Raw genomic sequence first — 19,534 nt, 5'->3', positions numbered from 1 at the left:
CGCGGGGTAAGTTCGCGGTCATGAGCGACTTCGACCCCGACCAGCCCCGCACCGACGACCCCGGCCCCGCCATCGACGTCGAGACGTGGTTCCCCGCCCCCGCCCCCGCCCCGCCCGCCCCCAAGGTCCCCGACGAGGATCCGGGGGTCGACACCGGACAGATCTGAGCGCGGTGCCCGCCGGGTTTTCGGGCCGGGCCCCGGCGGGCACCGCGCTCCGCGTCCTCAGTGCAGCGCCGTCAGGTGCGTGTGCTCGGGTGGAAAACCGAGATTCGCCGCCGGCGCTTGGACCATGCGGCCGTCGGCCTGGTGCGGTACGAGGTGCGGTTGCCCGGCGCCGTCGGTGGGGTGGGCGTTTGGGAAGTCCCGGATGAACGGTCCGACCCGGCTCTCCACGCAGTGACGCACGGCCGGGCCGTCCATCGTGAAGTGGCGCAGGCTCAGGGCGAGGGACTTTGCCGAGACGGGGATGAGGGAGCCACCGGCCACCGGCCACCGGCCGGGACGCGGACCGGTTCCCGCTTCTCGGGGAAGGTGGCGAGGTGGATGGCGATCACGTCCCGGACGGTGCCCCATCAGTCCAGTGTTCGGTCCAGTACGAAGTCGGCCCTGGTCGCGACGTCGGTGCGCGGAAGCTCCACCAACCGGTATCCCAGATCGGTGTAGGTGCGGACCATGGACGCGTGCGTGCGTTCGGCCTCATCCAGGTCCTGGCGGCGTTCGGCGTCACCCGTGAAGATGTCCGGCCAGGGCGGGGCGACGAAGACCTGCGGCGCATAGCGCACATCCCGGGCCGCGACCGTGATGTGCTCGGGGACGGGCAGGCCCAGCAGCCGCAGGTAGCCCACGACATCGGGGACCCCGCGGTCGAAGAACACCGGTTCGGGGCGCGGGGCCGCCTCCCGGTAGGAACGCATCTCCCACGACAGCATCAGTTCGGCGAACAGCGGCGGGTCGATCCAGGGCAGCGCTCGCCCGCCGACGGCCATCTGGTCCCTGATCACGCCGCGTCCGGCTTCGGGGGCGGCGGCGTGCCCGCGGGCACGCAGTTCCTCGATCAGCGTGGTCTTGCCCGAGCCGGGACCGCCGGTGAGGACGAAACGCGGTCCGTTCTGCACGGCGACGGTCATGGTGGCGTTCTCCTCAAGGGGTGAAAAAGGGGATCGGTGGACGCGAACCACGGAAGAGGGCTCAGCCGTGGCGCCGCAATCCCCGCCGTTGGGATCGCGCGTCGCGCCGCCCCAGCAGCACGAGTGAGGCGCCCCACAGGGCGAGGACGGCGGCCGTGCCGAGCCGCGCCGTCGGGGGCCCGTGGACAACGGTGACCGGACCGCTGTCGAGGCCGAGCACCCAGGTGCAGGTCCGGCCGGGTGGGAGCCATGACCAGCTCACCGTACCGAAGACGGAACTCCCGGGTGAGAGATCGCAGGAGGTGGGCCCGCTCGTCGCCCACTCGGCCACGAGGAGTCCGAGCCAGAGCGCGGTGGCGGCCAGCCACGCGATACCCGGTCCCACGGTGCGGGGGCCGAGGGTCCGCTTTCTGTCGTCTGCTCCGCTGGTGCCGGTCGTCACGCGGATGCCTTTCGCCGGGACTGGGCCACCGCCCGGGTCCGGTGGCGGGCGGTCGGGGAGGCGCAGAGGAGGAGCCTGAGCGCGGGGGCGTTTCGTCGGCCGTGCTGTTCGTCGGCGGAGGGCGGCCACAACGGGGGTGTCGCGCCATGGACTCGACACCCCCGTATGCCTCGGGTTCCTGAGGCTAGGCGGTCTCTCCCGGCGGCTGGGCCGGAGCGCGCAGCAGCGGCTGCGCGGCTGCGCGGACCTCGTCGCTGAGCGTTGCGGGCGTGAGCGTCGTGGGGTCGAGGTTGATCTGGACGCGAGTGCCCTCGGCGTGCACGGTCGCGCCGTCGAGGGAGATCACCCGGAAGCCGTAGGTGTAGCTGGAGCGTCCGATCCGCTCGATCCAGAGGTGCACCCCCACCTTGCCGGGCTCGGTGACGGGGAAGTGGTAGGTGATCTCGAAGGCGCGTACCGCCATGACCGAATCGCCGGCGAAACGGGACCGTGCGGGGTCGTGGTGCCATCCCTGCTCGCTCCAGTACGCGGAGGCCGCGTGCTCCAACAGGAGCGAGTAACGGGAGTTGTGCAGGAACCCGGTGGGGTCGAGGTCCTCGAAGTGGACGTCGACCGACTGGACGCGACCGAACTCCGGTTCGGCGGCGGGCGGAGTGTCCTCGAAGGTGCTCACAGGGGGCCTTTCCGTCGACGGTGGGGTGAGGCGGGCGGCTCCGGGCAGCTCTCGCGATGCCACGGAAGGCAGCCGGCCACGGGCCGCGCCGCAACCCTAACGCCTCGACGGCGTGTCCTCGGGCGGGAAAGCGACCGGGACCGCGTGTCCTCGCGTGGGTGATGACCGGTTCCGGGGAGGCGTCGGAGCCACGACCACTGGATTGGGCCAGAGGGCATCGTTGCCGATGGCAGAGCGGCACACGCTCCATAATCATGGCTCGCCACCTGCAAATATGACTCTGAGTATATGATTGGCGACTAGAAGTAACTTTTCGTGATCGCAATCGATCGGAGCCGTCATGCGTCGCCTTCTCACCGTCCTCGCCCTGTCCGCCGCGGTTGTCGGGACGGCAGCCGCGCCTGCCGCAGCCGCGTCCACGGACCTCATGGGGCTGTGCCCCTCGACCGCCGAGGGCGAGGAGACCCAGGCGGTCAACGGTCTCATCGGTGATCTTCTCACCGGTATCAACGATTTCGTGTGTCGGTGACCTGAGCCGGTAGCAGGGGCCCGGCCGTTGCGGCCGGGCCCCTCTCACGCCAGCCCGCCCGCGGCGCGCAGATTCTGCCCGGTCAGCCAGCGCGAGTCGGGACCGGCCAGGAACGCCACCACGTCGGCGATGTCGCCGGGCTGCCCGAGCCTGCCCAGCGGGGTCGCGGACGCAACCTGGTCAAGGGCCTCCGCGGGATTGTTGGTGCGCAGCAGGTCGGTGTCGACGGGGCCGGGGGAGACGGAGTTCACCGTGATGTGCCGCGCCGCGAACTCCTGGGCCGCGATCCGGGAGAACTGCTCCAGCGCCGCTTTGCCCGCCGTGTAGGCGGCAGTGCCCGGCTGGGCCACGGCGGTGTTGAGCGAGGAGATGTTGACGACCCGCCCGCCGTCGCGCAGGCGCAGCCCGGCCTGACGCAGTGCGAACAGCGGAGCCTTGGCGTTGATCGTCATGGCCCGGTCGTACTCCGCTTCGGTCATGTCGACGATGGAACCGGTGACGGCCGTTCCGGCATTGTTGACCAGGATGTCCACGCCGCCGAACGTCGCGATCGCCGTGTCGAACAGCCGCTCGACGTCGGACAGGACCTCCAGGTCGACGCGCTGGATCGCGGCGCGTCCCCCGGCGGCATGGATCTCGGCGGCGACCTTCTCGGCGGCTGCCTCGTCCCGGTGGTAGCTGAGTGTCACGGCGGCACCGTCGCCGGCCAGCCGCAGCGCGATGGCGCGCCCGATCCCGCGGGAACCTCCGGTCAGCACGGCACTCTTGTGGGCCAGGGGCAAAAGCGGCCCGGTGGAATCGTTCATCTGCTGCGCCTTCCTCGCGCGGGGGGTCAGGAGTAGAGGCCGGGGGCGGCGTAGCCGGAGAAGCGGGCGGTGCCTCCGGGCGGCGCGGGTTCGTAGGCGATGAAGTTCTGGTTGCCCGTCTCGTGGAGCGGCCGGTCGGCGATCGAGGACAGGAAGGACACGTAGGGAATGGGGTCGATTCCCACGCCGTCCAGGAACGCCGCGGTCCGGTCGCGCGCCGCGGCGTCCTCCACGAACTCCGGGATCATCGGCACGTACAGGGTGGCGGCCGTGGGCGCGGGCATCCCCTGCCGGAACGCGAAACAGGTCACCGGGGGCTTGGCGAACGGCGGTCGGGTGTGGCCCAGGATCGTGCCCAGCGCGGCCTCGAACGCGCCCGGTACATGGCTCGGGGCGATCTCGGCCTGCCGGTCGATGGTCGCCGCGTCCAGGTCGGCGTACTGGAGGTAGACCTTTGCCCGCGCCCGGGCCGGATCGGTGAGGTCCAGGGCCAGCGCTCCGATCCGGCCGGGCCCGCCCAGCGGTGCGGCGTGGGCGAGCGTGGCCTGCCACGCGTTGCTCAGGCCCAGTCGGGCCATCGCCTCGTCGATGATCGCGGGAGCGTGCTCGGAGCCGTTCACATGCGGATCGAGATAGACCTTGAACAGCGGTTCCGCGTCGGAGCGCCACGCCACCCCGTGCATCATCCAGTAGTGCTCGCGGGGAGCGGGCGAGCGGAACAGGTCCTCCAGTGCCAGCACCCGCCCCACATCCACCCCCGGGCGCCCCGCCAGCCCGCGCAGGTAGTCCCAGGCGAAGTCCTGGTTGGCGGCGGGCTCGGGCGGGTCGGCCAACGCTTCGACCGTGATCCGCACCTCCACGTCCGTGCCCCGCCACGACGCCGAGAGCTCGAAGGGGGAGCCGTCGATGGAGACGTAGCAGCGCCAGCGCGGTCGTCCGATGGGCAGGCGCCCCCGCGGTCCCCACACCTCGGTGAGCAGATCGGCGGCAGCGCGCGCACGCTCGGGGGACAGGCCCAGCCCAGCGTGGCACCGGGACAGTTTGTCCACGGCGGCCTCGACAAGAGTGGTGTCCGGTGAGTAGCGGTCGGAGGCCAGCCGCAAGGGGTGGTGCCGTGACGGCGGTCCACTGGTGACAAAAGGATCGCCGCCCTGGTGCGGGTTCGTCGTGCTCACGTCCTCGGGTTCCTTCCCGTCGGTTCCTGCGCGGCGGATCACCAGCACACCGGTAGGTGCCGGAGGATCCGTACCTGAATGCCTTCCTTGAACGCCATCTCCTCGGGGGCCACCGCAGGACGCAGCCCGGGGAACCGGCGCAGGAGCGTGTCCAGCCCCTCCTCCAGTTCGATCGTCGCCAGAGGTGCGCCCACACAGCGGTGGATCCCGTAGCCGAAGCCCAGATGGGGGTTGCGGTCGCGGTGGAAGTCCAGGACGTCGGGGTCGGTGAAGACCGAGGCGTCCCGGTTGGCCGAGGGCAGCACCGGGAGTACCGCCTCACCGGCCCGGATCAGGGTTCCGCTCAACTCGACGTCCTCGCGTGCGTAACGGGCGAAGGCCACGTGTGCGTCCAGGGGCACGAACCGGAGCAGTTCCTCCAGGGCCTTCGCCAGCAACCCCGGCTCCAAGCGAAGCTCGGCGTATGCCGTCGGATGCGTGAACAAGGCGTAGACGGAGTTCATGAGCTGGGCCGACGTGGTCTCGTAGCCGGCGATCAGGAGGACGCTGACCAGTTCCACGAGCTCCTGCTCGCTCAGTCCCGCCGTCTCGTCGTGCACCTTCACCATCGCGCTGATGAGGTCGGGGGCCGGCTCCCTCCGGCGGCGCGCGACCAGGTCGGCGAGGTAGCCGTAGAGCGCGGCGGTGCGCGACTCGATGTCCGCGAGGCCCAGCGCCGTGGTGCTGGAGAACGCGTCCAGCCACACACGAAACCTCGGGCGGTCATCGTAGGGAACGCCGAGAAGTTCGCAGATGACAAGGGCGGTGAGGGGGAGGGCGAAGTCCTCCACCAGGTCGCCGGGGGCGCCGCGCCGCTCCATGTCGGTGAGCAGGTCCAGGCTCATCTGCCGCACACGCGGACGCAGTTCCTCGACCCGCCGCGCGGTGAACGCGCGGCTGAGCAGGCGCCGCAACCGTGTGTGGTCGGGCGGATCGGTACCGAGGATGCTGGTGTTCACCGGCAGGGGAGTGAGCCGTGACTCGTCGTGCTGGGCCACCAGCGCCCGGCTGAAGCGGTGGTCGCCCAACACGGTCTTGACGTCGGCGTGCCGGGTGACCAGCCAGGCATCGTCTCCGTAAGGGACCCGGACCCGGAGTACCGGCTGGTGGCGGCGCAACTCTGCGTAGACGGGGTCCATTTCGAGCCGGTCGTAGTCGCCGAACGGGTAGGACACGGGCGTGGCGGCGACCAGGCTCGCGGGACGGATGTCGCTCCAGGCGCGTTCGATGTACTCCAGGCAGGCGCTGCGGCTGTCGCGCCCGTGCCGCACCGTCCACCCGGCAGGGACGTCGATGGACGCGGGCCACAGCGAGTGCTGCCCCTCGTCGTTGGTGAGGACGAGGTAGACCCCCTCGGGGTCCTCGAACGGGTTGGTCATGGGGTCACGCCTTTCGGTCGTGGCAGGGCGCCACGGTCGGCCCATACGGTCGCGGGAAGAACCCCGATCGCGTGAAGTACTCGATGTAGCGGGTCAGCAGGTCGGTGTCGACGGCGGGGAACCCGAGGCCGGTGCCGTCGAGGCCCGCCGTGGTGTTGCTCTGGTCGAACCGCAGCGCGCCGAGCTCGACCAGACTGGGGAGGACGTCACTGAGCAGGGCGGCGGCCTCCAGACCCGTGCCCGCCGCGGGTTCGCTCGCGCGGCGCAGCAGCAGGGTGGTCCACTCCGGATCGGGCAGGACCACCAGATCGTGGCCGACGCGTCGCAGGGCGTCGGTGAGGTCGGTGAACCGGATCGGGTGCGGACACGTCAGATGGTGGGTCAAACCGATCGACTCCCGACGCGTCGACAGGTGAACCATCATCCGTGCCACATCGTCGACCGGGACGAGGTCGACGGTGGCCGTGGGGGCACAGGTGCTCTGGGGGGCGGCACCCAGGACGAGCATGGCCCGCACCAGGTGCCACAGCGTGTCGTCGGTCCCTCCGGCGCCGGAGACGGAGTGCCCGCTGATGCGCCCGGGGCGGTGCACCGTAACGGGCAGGCCGCGCCGGGACGCGGCTTCCAGAAGCCCCTCGCCCACCCATTTGCTGGCGACATAGCCGCTGGGTATCACCGAGCGCGCGGGCGCCCGGTGCCCTTCGCGGAGCACGGCAGGGTTGCCGCCCTGGGACACCGCGACCGCGGCGGTGGACACGAAATGCACCGGTACCGCCCGCGAGCGCGCGGCGAGGCGGATGATCTCGTGTGTGCCCAGCACGTTGGTGTCGCGCAGACGGGCATAGGGCTCGACCGCGCTCACCTGCGCTCCGTTGTGGTAGACCGCGTCGACCAGGTCGGCCAGCTCGTCGAAGCGCTCCGGCGACAGTCCCAGCAGCGGGCGGGTGAGATCACCGGGGACGGCCACGACACGAGCGGCCATCGCCGGGTCGGACCACGGCCCGTAGCCGAGGACGTTGCGCCGGATGCGTTCGAGACCGCCGGCCTCATCACCGGCCCGCACCAGGCAGTGCACGGTGGCGCGGGTGTGCTCCAGCAGTGTGCGCAACAGTGCCGCGCCCAGAAAACCGGTGGCACCGGTGAGCAGCACGTGCGCGGGCGAGGTGCTGCGCGCAAGGTCGACGTCCTGTCCGACGGGCAGCCCGATGTCCGGATCGAGCGCCGATTCGGCGACGAGGTCGACCGCGCCCGCACTGTAGCTCTCCTGCGGACGCGGGGCGACCGTCTCCTCGATCTCACGACCGAGCGCGGCCACGGTCTGGAGTTCGAACAGCCGTCGCACCGTCAGGTCCGCCCCCAGCCGGTCGCGGATTCCGCTGAGCAGTCGGGGGACGAGCAGCGAGTGGCCGCCGAGGTCGAAGAACCCCGCATCGACGCCCACCCTGGACAGGGGAAGTCCCAGGACGTCGCTGAACAGAGTGCGCAGGGTGCGTTCCGTGCCCGGGTGCGAGGACCGGTCCGCCACGGTCGCGCCGTACTGCGGTGCCGGCAGCGCAGCCCGGTCGACCTTGCCGCTGGGCAGCACCGGCAAGGAACCCAACGGCACGATTGCGGCCGGAACCAGGTAGGCCGGCAGGAGACCGGTGGTGTAGCGGCGCAGCTCCGCCGCATCGACGGGGACGGTCGCCGGGACCACGTAGCCGACGAGGCGCCGGTCGCCCGGACGGTCCTCGCGCGCGATCACGGTTGCCTGGGCGACCCCCGGATGGCGTTCCAGGACAGCGGCGACTTCCCGGGGCTCCACCCGAAAACCGCGGATCTTGACCTGTTCGTCGGCTCGCCCGACGAACTCCAGCTCCCCCGACCGCGTCCAGCGGGCGAGGTCCCCGGTGCGATACATCCGCTCACCCGGCTCCCCGAAGGGCGCGGCCACGAACCGGGTGGCGGTGAGGTCGGGGCGGCCCACGTAACCGCGGGCGAGACCGGGACCACTGACGTAGAGCTCGCCGGCGGACCCGGCCGGCAAGGGGGTGAGCCCCTTGTCCAACACGTAACAGCGCGCATCCACGGTGGGCCGCCCGATGGGGGGCGGGGCGTCCCCGTCCTCGGACAGAGGTTCGCTCAACGTGGCGCACACGGTGGTCTCGGTGGGGCCGTAGCCGTTGAAGAACCGCCGCCCGCGGGCCCACGCCGCGGCCAGACGACGCGACAGCGCCTCACCGGAAGAGATCAGCGATGACACCCCGGCCAGGTCGGTGGGCGCCATGACCGCGAGAACCGCCGGGGGCAGCGTCGCGTGGGTGATCCTGTGCCGTGCGGCCAGCGCGGCCAGGGCCGGCCCGGGCGTGATCTGGTCGGCGGACGCGGTGACCAGGGCGGCGCCCGTCGCGAGCGTCCCGAAGATCTCCCACACCGCGCCGTCGAAGCCGACCGGCGCGAACTGCAGGACCCGCGCGCCCTCGGCCACACCGAAACGCTCGCGCTGGGCGGCCACCACCCCCGGAAGCCCGGAATGGCTGACCACAACACCCTTGGGCCGCCCGGTGGACCCGGACGTGTAGATGACGTAAGCCGGGTGCCCCGGACGCAGCGCGATGTGCCGATGGGAGTCGGTGACATCGGTGTCGGCAAGACCGGTCGCTTCTGCCTCGATCGCCTCTAGCGTCGTCGACGGCGCGGTCCCGGGCAGTGCCGTGATACTCCGGTCGGTTCCCAGCACCAGCACCGGCTCGAGGTCGGCGAGCATCAGAGCGACGCGTTCGGCGGGATGGTCGGGGTCGATCGGAAGATAGCCGGCCCCCGACTTCACGACCGCGAGGATCGCCACCACCAGCTCCGCGCCACGGGGAAGCGCGATCGCCACGTAGCGCTCCGGTCCCGCCCCACGGCCGATGAGCGCGCGGGCGAGCCGGTTGGCGCGGGCATTCAGCTCGCGGTAGCTCAGGGTGGTGTCGCCGTGCACGAGAGCCGGTGCGTCGGGGGTGCGCGCGGCCTGGCGTTCGAAGAGCTCCGGGTAGGGCACGCGGGGGATGTCCCGCGCAGTGGCGTTCCACGTCACCAGGGTCCGGTGGCGCTCCTCGGCGTCGAGAGCGTCCAAAGCGCTGAGTCGCAGGTCGGGGTCTGCCGCGGCTCGGGTCAGCATCCTGATCAGCCGCTGGACGAGCGCCTCGATCGTCGCGCGGTCGAACACGTCGGTTCCGAACTCGGCGACCCCGGTCAGCCCGCGGGGCGACCGGTCCGCGCCGATGTGCTCGGTGAGGCTGAACACCAGGTCGAACCGGCACGTACCCACCCCCATGAGATCGACCTCGGCGGCGACGCCCGGGGGGTTGAACTGTGTCGCGGGCGCGTTCTGCAGGGCCAACATGACCTGGAAGAGAGGGTGGTGGGAGAGCGAACGCGCCGGACGCAGCTCCTCGACGAGCCGTTCGAAGGGGAGGTCCTGGTGCGCGTGCGCGGCGAGATCGATGTCGCGGACCCTGGACAGGAGGTCGCAAAACCGTGGGTCGCCGGAGGTGTCGGTGCGCAGCACGAGGGTGTTGACGAAGAACCCGATCAGGTCGTCCAGCGCGTCGTCGGTACGACCGGCGATCGGGCTGCCGATCGGGATGTCGGTCCCGCAGCCCAGCCGGGTGAGCAGTGCGGCGACCGCGGCGTGCACCACCATGAACAGGCTGACCCCGTGTTCGTTGGCCAGGGTGCTCAGCGCACGGTGCAGTTGCTCCGGCACGGTGAAGTGAACGGTGTCGCCGCGATGGCGCGCCACGACCGGGTGCGGCCGGTCGGTGGGCAGCTCCAGGCGTTCGGGGAGCCCGGACAAGGTCTGTCGCCAGTAGTCCAGTTGCCCGGCCGCCAGGCTGTCCGGCCCTTGGCCCAGCAGGTCGTGCTGCCACAGCGTGTAGTCGGTGTAGTGCACGGGCAGCGGTTCCCACGCCGGCGCGCGCCCGGCCGACCGCGCGGTGTAGGCGGCGGCCAAGTCGCGCCACAGAGGGGCGAGCGACCACCCGTCGCAGGCGATGTGGTGCACGACGACCAGGAGCACGTGTTCGTCCTTGGCGAGGCGAAACAGCGTGGCGCGGATCGGGATCTCGGAATCGAGGGCGAACCCGCGGCGCCCCGCGACGTACGCCTGGGTGGCCAGCCGCTCCGGGGTGGTGCGGGTGAGGGTGAACTCCGGACGCGCGTCCGCCAGCACCACCTGGTGGGGGACTCCGTCATGGTCGCCGACCACGGTCCGCAGGCTCTCGTGTCGCCCCACGACGTCGGCCAGCGCCTCGCGCAGCGCCCGACGATTCAGGTGCCCGGCCAGCCGGATGCGTATCGGCACGTTGTAGGTGGGGCTTGGACCCTCCAACTGGTGCAGGAACCACAACCGGGTCTGGGCGTGGGACAGCGGAATCCGTGCGGGGCGCGGCCTGGCGCAGAGGGGCGGCCGGGTGACCGGCCCGGCCCCGCCCCGTCCGAGACGGTCCACCAGTTCGACGACGCGGGGAGCCTCGAACACGGCACGGACACTGAGCTCGACGCCCAGTGTGCTGCGCACCCGGCTGGCCAGGCGGGTGGCCGACAAGGAGTGCCCGCCCAGCGCGAAGAAGTCGTCGTCGATCGTCACCGGTGCGACGCCCAAGACCTCGGAGTAGAGTCCGCACAGCCGCTCTTCCAGCGGGGTGCGGGCCGCCCGGCCGGCGGTGACGGTGCCGACCCTGGGTGCGGGAAGCGCCGCGCGGTCGAGTTTCCCGTTGCGGGTCAGGGGCAGGCGCTCCAACACCATGACGTGGCGGGGCACCATGTGGTCGGGGAGCCGGAGGTCCAGATGCGCGCGCACCCGGGCCAGGAGGGCGCCTGCCTGGCGCGACACGTGGGGGCTGCTGGTGTGGAGCGCCAGGTCCGCGCAATCGGTGCCCGGGGCCCGGTACAGGCCGGTCGGTGCGACCGGCCGTGTCGTCGCCCCGTCGAAGAAGTGCACGTCGAGGCTGCCGTCCGGGGCGTTCGCCGTCCAGGTGACCACCGCCTCGTAGCCGGTCCGCCGGGCGACCGCGTCCAGTTCCTCCGGTTCCGGTGCTTCAGCGGGTGCGTCCAGGAGCCGCCGGGCGAGGTCGGCGTCGTTGTCCTCGTGCAGCGCCCGCCAAGCCAGCATCGCCGGTACCACGCGTGCGTTGGGCACCCCGAGCAACCGCACGTGGGGGAGGCGCCGTGTGCTCAGCAGGGTCGCCAGCGTGTCGGCGTCGGTGACGTCGACACCCCAGGACAGGTCCACCGGAGCAGGCATCTCCTCCGGTGCATTCGGTACGGGTGCGGTGTGCAGTACGGCGTCGTAGCGGTACTGCGACATCTCGTTGCGGAAGAGGCCGCGTTTGATCCGCACGTCGGCGCCGGTCACGTGGGGAACGGCGTGGGCCAGGGCGGCGAAGTAGTCCGGTGCGACCAGCAGTTCCTGCTCGGCGGCGGCGTTGCGTTCGAGGGCGGCGCGTACCGCCTCCGGTCCGGTGCCGGGTGCGGCCCTGCGCAGGGTGGCCTCGGTGTGGAAGAGCCGGGAGAGCCGGAGGTCGCGTACGTCGCCCACGAAGACCACGCCGCCCGGGACCAGCAGCGCTGCGGCACGGCGCAGTACGTCGGTGAGGTAGTCGCCGTTGGGGAAGTACTGCGTGACGGAGTTGATGACGACGGTGTCGAAGTAGCCCTTCGGCAGCTCGCTGACGTCGTCGGCGGTCCGCACCCGTAGTTGCACCCGGTCCGCGAGACCGGGATCCGCCGCGACATGCAGGCGCAGCGCGTCGATGGCCGGACGGGAGAAGTCGGTGCCCCAGTAGGCGTCGCACCCGGGAGCCAGGCGCGACAGCAGCAGACCCGTGCCGACCCCGATCTCCAGCACACGCCGCGGACGCAGGGCGCGGATCCGGTCGATGGTGGCGTCGCGCCACTCGCGCATGTGTTCCACCGGTACGGGGAGCCCGTCATAGCTGCTGTTCCAGCCGGAGAAGTCCGTTCCCAGTGCGGCCCGGCCATCGGGGGCGGCGGCCGGGGCGTACAGCCGGTCGTAGATTCCCTGCCACTCGGTGATCTGGTTGCCGGCCGCGTCGCCGTCGGCGTCCCGTGTGGTGTCGGCCGCCACCACGTACCCGGCCAGTTCCCGTTCGCCCGGCCGGTCCTCACGCACCACGACGGCGGCCTGGGCGACCCCGGGGTGATCGCGCAACACCGCCTCGACCTCTCCCGGCTCGATGCGGAAACCGCGGATCTTCACCTGGTCGTCGGCGCGCCGCACGAACTCCAGTTCGCCTGCGGGAGTCCAACGGACCACGTCGCCCGTGCGGTACATACGGGTGCCCGACGGGCCGTAGGGGTCGGGGACGAACCGTTCGGCGGTGAGCGCGGGGGCGTTCAGGTAGCCGCGCGCGAGGCCGGATCCGCCCAGGTACAGCTCCCCCGGGACCCCGGGAGGGACCGGGCACAAGTGGTCGTCGAGGACGCGGCAGCGCGTGTTGTCCATCGGACGCCCGATCGGCACCGGGTCGGCGGCCCGCCGGTCGGCGATCGCATGGCAGGTGGCGAAGGTGGTGGACTCGGTCGGGCCGTACACGTGCACCAGGGTCAGGTCCGGGCAGTGGTCGAGGACCCGCTGGAAGGCCGCGGTCGAGCCCTGCTCCCCGCCGGTCCACACCTCCCGCATACCCGAGAAGCAGCCCGGGAGCTCGTCGGAGATGACGCCGAACAGGGCGCTGGTGACGAACGCGCCGGTGACGCCGCCCTCGACGATCGTGCGTCTCAGCGTCGCCACGTCCAGTTCACCGGTCGGGGCGATCACCACCCGGCCACCGCCCAGCAGCGGTACCCAGATCTCGTACGTGGAGGCGTCGAAGGAGTAGGGGGAGTGCAGCAGTACCCGCTCATGCGCACCGTTGTCCCACCGGCGGTCGGCTGCCAGGGCGGCCACGGCCTGGTGGGTCACCCCGATGCCCTTGGGGCGGCCGGTGGACCCCGACGTGTAGATGACGTAGGCGAGGTCGTCGGGCTCGGATTCGACGAGTGGCGCACCGGGGTCGGCCTTGGACCAGACGTCCTCCATGACCAGCACATCGCGTTCGGTGATGGCGTCGGAGGGCGCACCGTGCGCGGCGGTCACGACGATGCGTGCCCCGGTCTCCGCCAGGACCAGGCGCAGCCGCGAATCGGGCTGGCGTGCGTCCAACGGCACGTAGGCCGCGCCCGCCTTGAGCACCCCGAGGGTGGCGATGATCAGGGCGGTCGAGCGGGGCAGTGCGATCCCCACGGTGCTGCCGCGACGACAGCCTCGTTCGATGAGGCGGTGCGCGAACTGGTTGGCGCGCGCATCGAGTTCGGTGTAGGTGAGGTGGTGTGTGCCGCAGGCCACCGCGATCGCGGTGGGCGTCTGTTTGACCCGTTGCTGGAAGAGGAGGGGCAGGGGCAGGCCGGGCAGTGGTTGGTCGGTGGTGTTGGGCGCGGTCAGTACCGTGTGGCGTTCCTGCGGGGAGAGAAGATCCACCCCGGCGGCGGACTGCTGCGGTTCGGTGACGACGCGGTGCAGCAGGGAGAGGAGGCGTCGGTGCTGCGCGGCGAGGAGATCGGTGCTGTAGTGGTCGGCGTCTGCGTAGAGGTGGAGTCCTTCGTCGAGGAGAAGGGACAGCCCCTCCACCGATCCGGGGTTGAGAACGCGCACGATGCCCTCGTGCGTGCCGAACCGGATGCGGGGCTCGACCGTGTCGACGGTGAGCAGCGGGGAGGGGGGAGGGCCGACCTCGTTGTCCTGAAGGTCGTTGTGCAGGTCGATCGTGCCGTACCGGCTATGGCGCTGGGCGATGGTGCGTTCGGTCGCGGCTGCGTGCACGAGATCGGCCAGGGAGGTGTGCGGGGGGACCGCCAGGGGCAAGGGGAGCCGGGTCGAGAACGCGCCCGGGGTCCGGTGCGCTGCGGATCGCTCGGTCCCGGACGCGACGAGGCCGACCGTGACATCGTCGCTCGTGCCGAGGCGCCGGGTGTAGAGCGCCGCGGCGGCCAGAACCGTGTCGACGGGCTCGACCCCGTGGTCCGCGCAGAACGTGCGGACGATCTCGCGCAGCCGGTCCGGGAGCGGTCGACCGTAACCGACCACGGTATGCGCGCACGCCTGTGCCGGGGCAAAGAGCGGGTCCCGCTGCGCGTAGCGGTTCAGCCAGTAGGTGCGATCGGCAGCGAATTTCTCGCCGGCTCTGAGCGTGTGCTCGGCGCGCAGTACATCGGGTAGCGCGAAGAACCGGCTTTCGGGGACGGGATGTCCGGCCTGGAGGGCCGTGTAGACGGCAGCGACGCGGGAACGTAGCAACGCCATCCCGCGGAGGTCCAGGAGAAGGGGGTGCGCGCTCTGCACCCACAGGAAGCGTTCGGGGCCGGTGATGACGAGGGCGTGGCGATACAACGGGCTGCCGGTTGTGGGGGCGGCGGTTCGCGCGCATTCGCGCTTCAGCCACGCCTCGGCGGCCGCCTCCGGGTGCCGGGTCGCGCTGAAGTCGATTTCGCGGGCAGGGGCCACGCTGACTGCGTCGAGGTGTTGTTGGAGGGTGCCCTGATCGGCTGTGAAGCGCAGGCGCAGCACGTCGGTCTCGGCCGCCACCCGGCGGAAGGCATCGGCGAAAAGGGCGCGGTCGAGAGGCCCGGAAATGGTGACGCACTCGCTCACGGCCTGCGCGGGGCGGCCCTGATGCGGTCGCGTCGCGGAGGCCACGGAGGCCGCCTGGTAGGGGGAGAGCGAAAAGCGAGGACTGAGCGGACCGAACACGAAACACCGATTCCCGTAAGCGAATTGCTATATGGCTGCTGAGACGTCGTGGCGGCAGCGGGGTTCTGGTTGCCGGCCGATTTCTTTCGCCTTATTGGTGTGCTGTGTGCGTGGAGAAGATAGCAGGAGGCGCACTGTGCCGAAGGCGGCCTACCCCTGGCGTTCGCGGAATAAACGATGCTTTTTCGAGAAGCAGTCGATCGTGGCCGTTTGGGCAGTGGAAAGCGGTTGGTGGGCCGTTTTTCGGCTTCCCGGCATTCGATTTCTCCCGATTCGACGCCAGGACCAGGGGCCCTTGTCCCTCTTTTCGGCGGGTGGTATACGGAGTGGCCTTCCTGCCTATTCGAATAGAATTTTTTCGTCTTGTTTTCATGAAATCCGGTTCGGTGGTGATGGGGCGGCGGGTGCGGATGGGGGTGCATGGACGCATGGTTGTCGATGGGAAAAGCGTTTGTGCTGGTGGATGAGTTGGCAGTGGTGCTCGGAGGTAACGGTCGACGGCGAGGCCGGCGGGAACCGTGCAGCATTTTTCCGTCGCGTCTTTTTCTGTGAGGCGGATGAATCCCCGTGGTCGGCCAATGGGAATGCGTCCCGAGCGGGCCGGTCGGCGGTGAGCGGTGTGCGAAAAGAAAGAAATGCGAGATTTCAGCCGCTTTGTTCGCTGGAATGCAATCGAATAGCACATGGAGTGATCCGTGGTGGGAGATGCAATTGATTTGCGATTTTCCCTCTAGTGTCGCGTGATCAGCTCGTTCTGTGGAATCGGATTGACGTTCGGTGTCGGAATTCCATCGCCTCGCGCAACAGAGAGGGATCGGAGTGTGGCGGTCGGCTTCCATCGGGTGCGGTTCTGTACTTTTGCGTCGAGGGAATCCGGCTGCGCCTTTCCGCTCGGAGATCGTGCCGCGCGATCCTGTGCGGCCGCACGATCAACCACCTCGCCGACCGCATCGGCCGTCCGCCGGCAGCGTCGGGCCCGATGAAGTGTCCGAATCCGGCTGCCGGCGCCCGCTGCACTGCCCCGCACGTCTGGGTGTTCGCGCTCCTCGGGGCAGGCGCGGGGCGACGGCCGTCATCGCACTTCTCACCCGCGACCATGCGGACCGGCCCGCCCTGCGACGCGTCGGAGCCGACCGCGATGCCCAGCGGTTCAGGGATCAGCCCCGGGCACCGCTGCCGGCAGTGCCGGTCTCCGCCGCGCGTGCCGCGCGTTCCTCACGGACCGGCGGCACCGGCCGGTGCCGCCGGTCCGCCGAGCGGGCGATGTCCAAGGTGAGGCGCTGCCAGGGGTGTCGGGGATCGCGCCCGGTCAACGCGCGCACGCGGCGCAACCGGTAGCGCAGGGTCTGGGGATGGAGGTGCAGCACCGTGGCCGCGGCAGCGGCCGAACCGGTGTCCAGGAACGCCGACAGCGCCGCGAGCAAGTGTTCGTTACCCGGTGTGGTGAGGGGCCCCAGCACATGGTGGCGCACCGCTTCGGGGGAGGCGTCGGGTGAGGCGCACAACAGCGCGACCACCCGGGCATCGGCCTCGTGCAGCAGCCCGGTGTCGTCGTAAGCGCGTTCCGGTGCACCGTCGAGTGCGTCGGAGGCCAGTCGGTAGGCGCGAGCCAGTTCGGTGAGCGGGTGGGCACCGGTCAGGCACCCCCGCCAACCCAGGCCCCGCAGTGCCGGACCGACACCACCCGCCGCGGCCTCGGGCAGCAGAACGACCACGCGGTGTCCGCGTACCGTCAACAGCAGGTCGTCCCCGATCCCACCGTCGGCGTCCTCCAGCGCGCCGAGAAGCCGTGCACCCGCCGCCCCCGCTGCGGCCTCGGGCGACACCCCGGGGTCGTCGCCGACCGTCTCGGCCACCAGCAGCAGCCCTCGGGCGGCCAGGGTCACCCCCAGCGCACGGGTACGGTCCACGACGGCGCCGGGAGAGGACTGCCGACCCACGACCAGATCGTCCAGCAGTGCACGTCGGGCCTGGGCCCGGTCGCCACTCAGCCGTGTCGACGTCTCGGAGTAACCGCTGAACAGCGCCTCGGACAGGGCGTCCAGCCCGGTCAGCCACAACTGGTTGAGCGCGAAGACGTCCTCGGGCGCAAGGAGGTCGCCGCACCCGCGGGCGATCAACCGGTCGGCCGCCGCCGCACCCACCCGGTAGGCGCGCAGCACTGCCGGAAGGGACCGGCCGTCGGCCGCGCGGGCCCCGCCGATACCGCGGAACCGGGCGAGGTCGGCGGCGCTGAACGACGTCTCCTCCACCCACAGCTCCAACGCCCTGGTCAGGGTCCATTGTGCGATCGCGCGCACCTCGGGCAACTGGGTACCGTGCAGTGACCGGTAGGCGGGTACCTCGGCAAGGATCGCGTCGACCACCTGGGTCACCGGATCGTGCGGATCGGACAGAACCCGGTGCCGGACGCGGTCGCGCTCGTCTCGCCCCATGCCGCCCCTTCGCTTTGTCACCTGGTGACAAAGTACCCCGCTCCTCCCGCGCAACAGTGTTGACCGTCACCGGTGACTGCGGTCATGGTCGAGGACACGTTCCGGTCCGTCGGGAGAGGCAGGGTGAGTCGAATGGCGCTGGACGCCGATGTCATCGTCGTGGGCGCGGGCCTGGCCGGCCTCACCGCCGCGGCCGAAGCCGCCGACGCCGGTCGCAGCGTGCTCCTGCTCGACCAGGAACCCGAGACGTCCCTGGGCGGCCAGGCGTTCTGGTCCTTCGGCGGACTGTTCCTGGTCGACTCGCCCGAGCAGCGCCGTATGGGCATCCGTGATTCCCCGGAGCTCGCCCGCCAGGACTGGATGGGCTCGGCCGGCTTCGACCGGCCGGAGGACGCCTGGCCGCGCAAATGGGCCGAGGCCTACCTGGACTTCGCCGCCGGGGAGAAGCGCTCCTGGCTGCACGGCATGGGGCTGCGCCTGTTTCCCGTCGTCGGCTGGGCCGAGCGAGGCGGCTACACCGCCAACGGTCACGGCAACTCCGTGCCGCGCTTCCACATCACGTGGGGGACCGGCCCCGGTGTCGTCGCGCCTTTTGAACGCCGGGTCCGCGCGGCCGTCGCCCAGGGCCGGATCACCCTCCTCTTCCGTCACCGCGTGGACGCACTGACGGTGACCGCGGGGACCGTGGATGGTGTGCGCGGCACCGTCCTGGAACCCAGTACCGCCGAACGCGGAATCGCCAGCTCGCGTAGCGCCGTGGGAGAGTTCGACCTGCGCGCGCAGGCCGTCATCGTCACCTCCGGCGGAATCGGCGGTGACCACGACCTGGTGCGCGCCAACTGGCCCGAGCGCCTGGGCGCTCCGCCCAAGCGGATGCTGTCGGGCGTTCCCGCGCACGTGGACGGCCGGATGCTGGCGATCACCGAGGCTGCGGGAGGCTCCGTCGTCAACCGCGACCGGATGTGGCACTACACCGAGGGCATCGAGAACTGGGATCCCATATGGGACCGCCACGGCATCCGCATCCTGCCCGGTCCGTCCGCGTTGTGGCTGGACGCCCGCGGAAACCGGCTTCCCGCGCCGCTGTTTCCCGGCTTCGACACGTTGGGCACCCTCGCGCACATCATGGGCACCGGCCACGACCACACGTGGTTCGTGCTGACCCAGAAGATCATCGAGAAGGAGTTCGCGCTCTCGGGATCCGAACAGAACCCCGACCTCACCGGCAAGAGCATCTCCGGCGTCCTGGGCCGGGTCCGTCCCGGCGCGCCGGGACCGGTGGAGGCGTTCAAGCGCAACGGCCGCGACTTCGTCGTCGCGACCACGTTGCGGGAGCTGGTGGCCGGGATGAACGCCGTCACCGAGGAACCGCTGGTGGACTTCGACACCGTCGCCGGTGAAGTGGTGGCCCGCGACCGCGAGATGGTCAACCCGTTCACCAAGGACCTGCAAGTGGTGGCACTGCGTGGGGCGCGTGCCTACCGGGGCGACCGCCTCATCCGCGTGGCCGCCCCGCATCAGCTGCTCGACCCCAAGGCGGGGCCGCTCATCGCTGTGCGCCTCAATATCCTGACCCGCAAGACGCTGGGCGGTCTGCACACCGACCTTTCGGCGCGGGTCCTGCGCGCCGACGGTGAGCCGCTCCCGGGCGTGTACGCGGCCGGTGAGGCCGCCGGCTTCGGCGGCGGCGGGATGCACGGCTACCGTTCCCTGGAGGGCACCTTCCTGGGCGGGTGCCTGTTCTCCGGAAGGGTCGCCGGGCGCGCCGCAGCCGAAACCTTGGGCTAGAGCCCGGCTAGGCGTTGGCCCCCTGCTCTTCCTCCTTCTCCTTGGCGCGCTCCGCGCGGCCGAAGCCGAGCAGGAGCGAGGCCACGGCGAAGGAGACCGCTGTGGCCACGAGGACACCCGCCAGGACTCCCAGGTGTCCGCCCTTGGGCGTAACCGCCATCAGGGCGATGATGCTGCCCGGGGAGGGGGTGGCGACCAGGCCGGCACCGAAGATCATGAAGGTGGTCACGCCCGATACACCGCCGGCGATCACCGCGAGGATCAGCTTGGGCTGGGCCAGGATGTAGGGGAAGTAGATCTCGTGGATGCCGCCGAAGAAGTGGATGATGATCGCACCCGGGGCGGTGGCACGGCTGATCTTGGGGC

The 19,534-nt window shown here is 70.8% G+C and carries 12 protein-coding genes and 1 pseudogene; 3 read left to right on the top strand and 10 right to left on the bottom strand.

Translation table 11 applies throughout. The features are described from left to right. Positions 1-20 precede the first annotated feature (20 nt). On the top strand, positions 21-167 hold the full coding sequence (locus QSJ59_RS20950) for a hypothetical protein (RefSeq protein ID WP_285761439.1): 147 nt from the start codon (positions 21-23) through the stop codon (positions 165-167). Positions 168-224: 57 nt separating this feature from the next. Here the strand turns inward: QSJ59_RS20950 and QSJ59_RS20945 are convergent, their stop codons facing one another. From QSJ59_RS20945 to QSJ59_RS20930, 4 genes are all read right to left on the bottom strand, one after another. After that, a complete protein-coding gene (locus QSJ59_RS20945; protein ID WP_285761438.1) occupies positions 225-488 on the bottom strand; it encodes a beta-ketoacyl-[acyl-carrier-protein] synthase family protein in 264 nt (87 codons plus the stop codon). Between the two features lie 86 nt (positions 489-574). Beyond that, complete coding sequence (locus QSJ59_RS20940; protein ID WP_285761437.1) at positions 575-1,129, bottom strand: AAA family ATPase; 555 nt, start codon at positions 1,127-1,129, stop codon at positions 575-577. Between the two features lie 61 nt (positions 1,130-1,190). After that, on the bottom strand, positions 1,191-1,571 hold the full coding sequence (locus tag QSJ59_RS20935; RefSeq protein ID WP_285761436.1) for a hypothetical protein: 381 nt from the start codon (positions 1,569-1,571) through the stop codon (positions 1,191-1,193). 184 nt (positions 1,572-1,755) lie between these two features. Further along, entirely contained in the window at positions 1,756-2,244 is a 489-nt protein-coding gene (locus QSJ59_RS20930; RefSeq protein ID WP_285761435.1) for an acyl-CoA thioesterase, read from the bottom strand. 340 nt (positions 2,245-2,584) lie between these two features. On the opposite strand from QSJ59_RS20930, the gene QSJ59_RS20925 reads away from it, so the two are divergent. Further along, a complete protein-coding gene (locus QSJ59_RS20925; protein WP_285761434.1) occupies positions 2,585-2,773 on the top strand; it encodes a hypothetical protein in 189 nt (62 codons plus the stop codon). A 44-nt stretch (positions 2,774-2,817) separates the two neighbouring features. On the opposite strand, the gene QSJ59_RS20920 is transcribed toward QSJ59_RS20925, so the two are convergent. The 5 genes from QSJ59_RS20920 to QSJ59_RS20900 all read right to left on the bottom strand — a co-directional run bounded on the left by QSJ59_RS20920 (position 2,818) and on the right by QSJ59_RS20900 (position 17,380). Next, entirely contained in the window at positions 2,818-3,579 is a 762-nt protein-coding gene (locus tag QSJ59_RS20920; protein ID WP_285761433.1) for an SDR family oxidoreductase, read from the bottom strand. 26 nt (positions 3,580-3,605) lie between these two features. Beyond that, on the bottom strand, positions 3,606-4,754 hold the full coding sequence (locus tag QSJ59_RS20915; protein ID WP_285761432.1) for a tryptophan dimethylallyltransferase family protein: 1,149 nt from the start codon (positions 4,752-4,754) through the stop codon (positions 3,606-3,608). Positions 4,755-4,792: 38 nt separating this feature from the next. After that, the gene (locus QSJ59_RS20910; protein ID WP_285761431.1) at positions 4,793-6,172 is read right to left on the bottom strand and encodes a cytochrome P450; all 1,380 of its coding nucleotides are present in this window, start codon (positions 6,170-6,172) and stop codon (positions 4,793-4,795) included. Between the two features lie 4 nt (positions 6,173-6,176). Next, positions 6,177-14,891, bottom strand: coding sequence for a non-ribosomal peptide synthetase (locus tag QSJ59_RS20905; RefSeq protein WP_285761430.1), 8,715 nt, complete (start codon positions 14,889-14,891; stop codon positions 6,177-6,179). 1,211 nt (positions 14,892-16,102) lie between these two features. Next, positions 16,103-17,380: a PucR family transcriptional regulator gene (locus QSJ59_RS20900; RefSeq protein WP_285761429.1), complete on the bottom strand. Its 1,278-nt coding sequence runs from the start codon at positions 17,378-17,380 to the stop codon at positions 16,103-16,105. Positions 17,381-17,512: 132 nt separating this feature from the next. Here QSJ59_RS20900 and QSJ59_RS20895 point away from each other — a divergent pair, with 132 nt between their 5' ends. Then, positions 17,513-19,168: an FAD-binding dehydrogenase gene (locus QSJ59_RS20895; protein WP_285761554.1), complete on the top strand. Its 1,656-nt coding sequence runs from the start codon at positions 17,513-17,515 to the stop codon at positions 19,166-19,168. A gap of 7 nt (positions 19,169-19,175) precedes the next feature. On the opposite strand, the pseudogene QSJ59_RS20890 reads toward QSJ59_RS20895, so the two are convergent. Then, a pseudogene (locus QSJ59_RS20890) lies at positions 19,176-19,534 on the bottom strand (PTS mannose transporter subunit IIA); the annotation flags it as partial.

It is taken from the genome of Nocardiopsis ansamitocini (assembly GCF_030268225.1).
Taxonomy (GTDB): domain Bacteria; phylum Actinomycetota; class Actinomycetes; order Streptosporangiales; family Streptosporangiaceae; genus Nocardiopsis_D; species Nocardiopsis_D ansamitocini.
The sequence above is the reverse complement of the archived record's forward strand: the minus strand, read 5'-3'. Positions and strand labels throughout refer to the sequence as shown.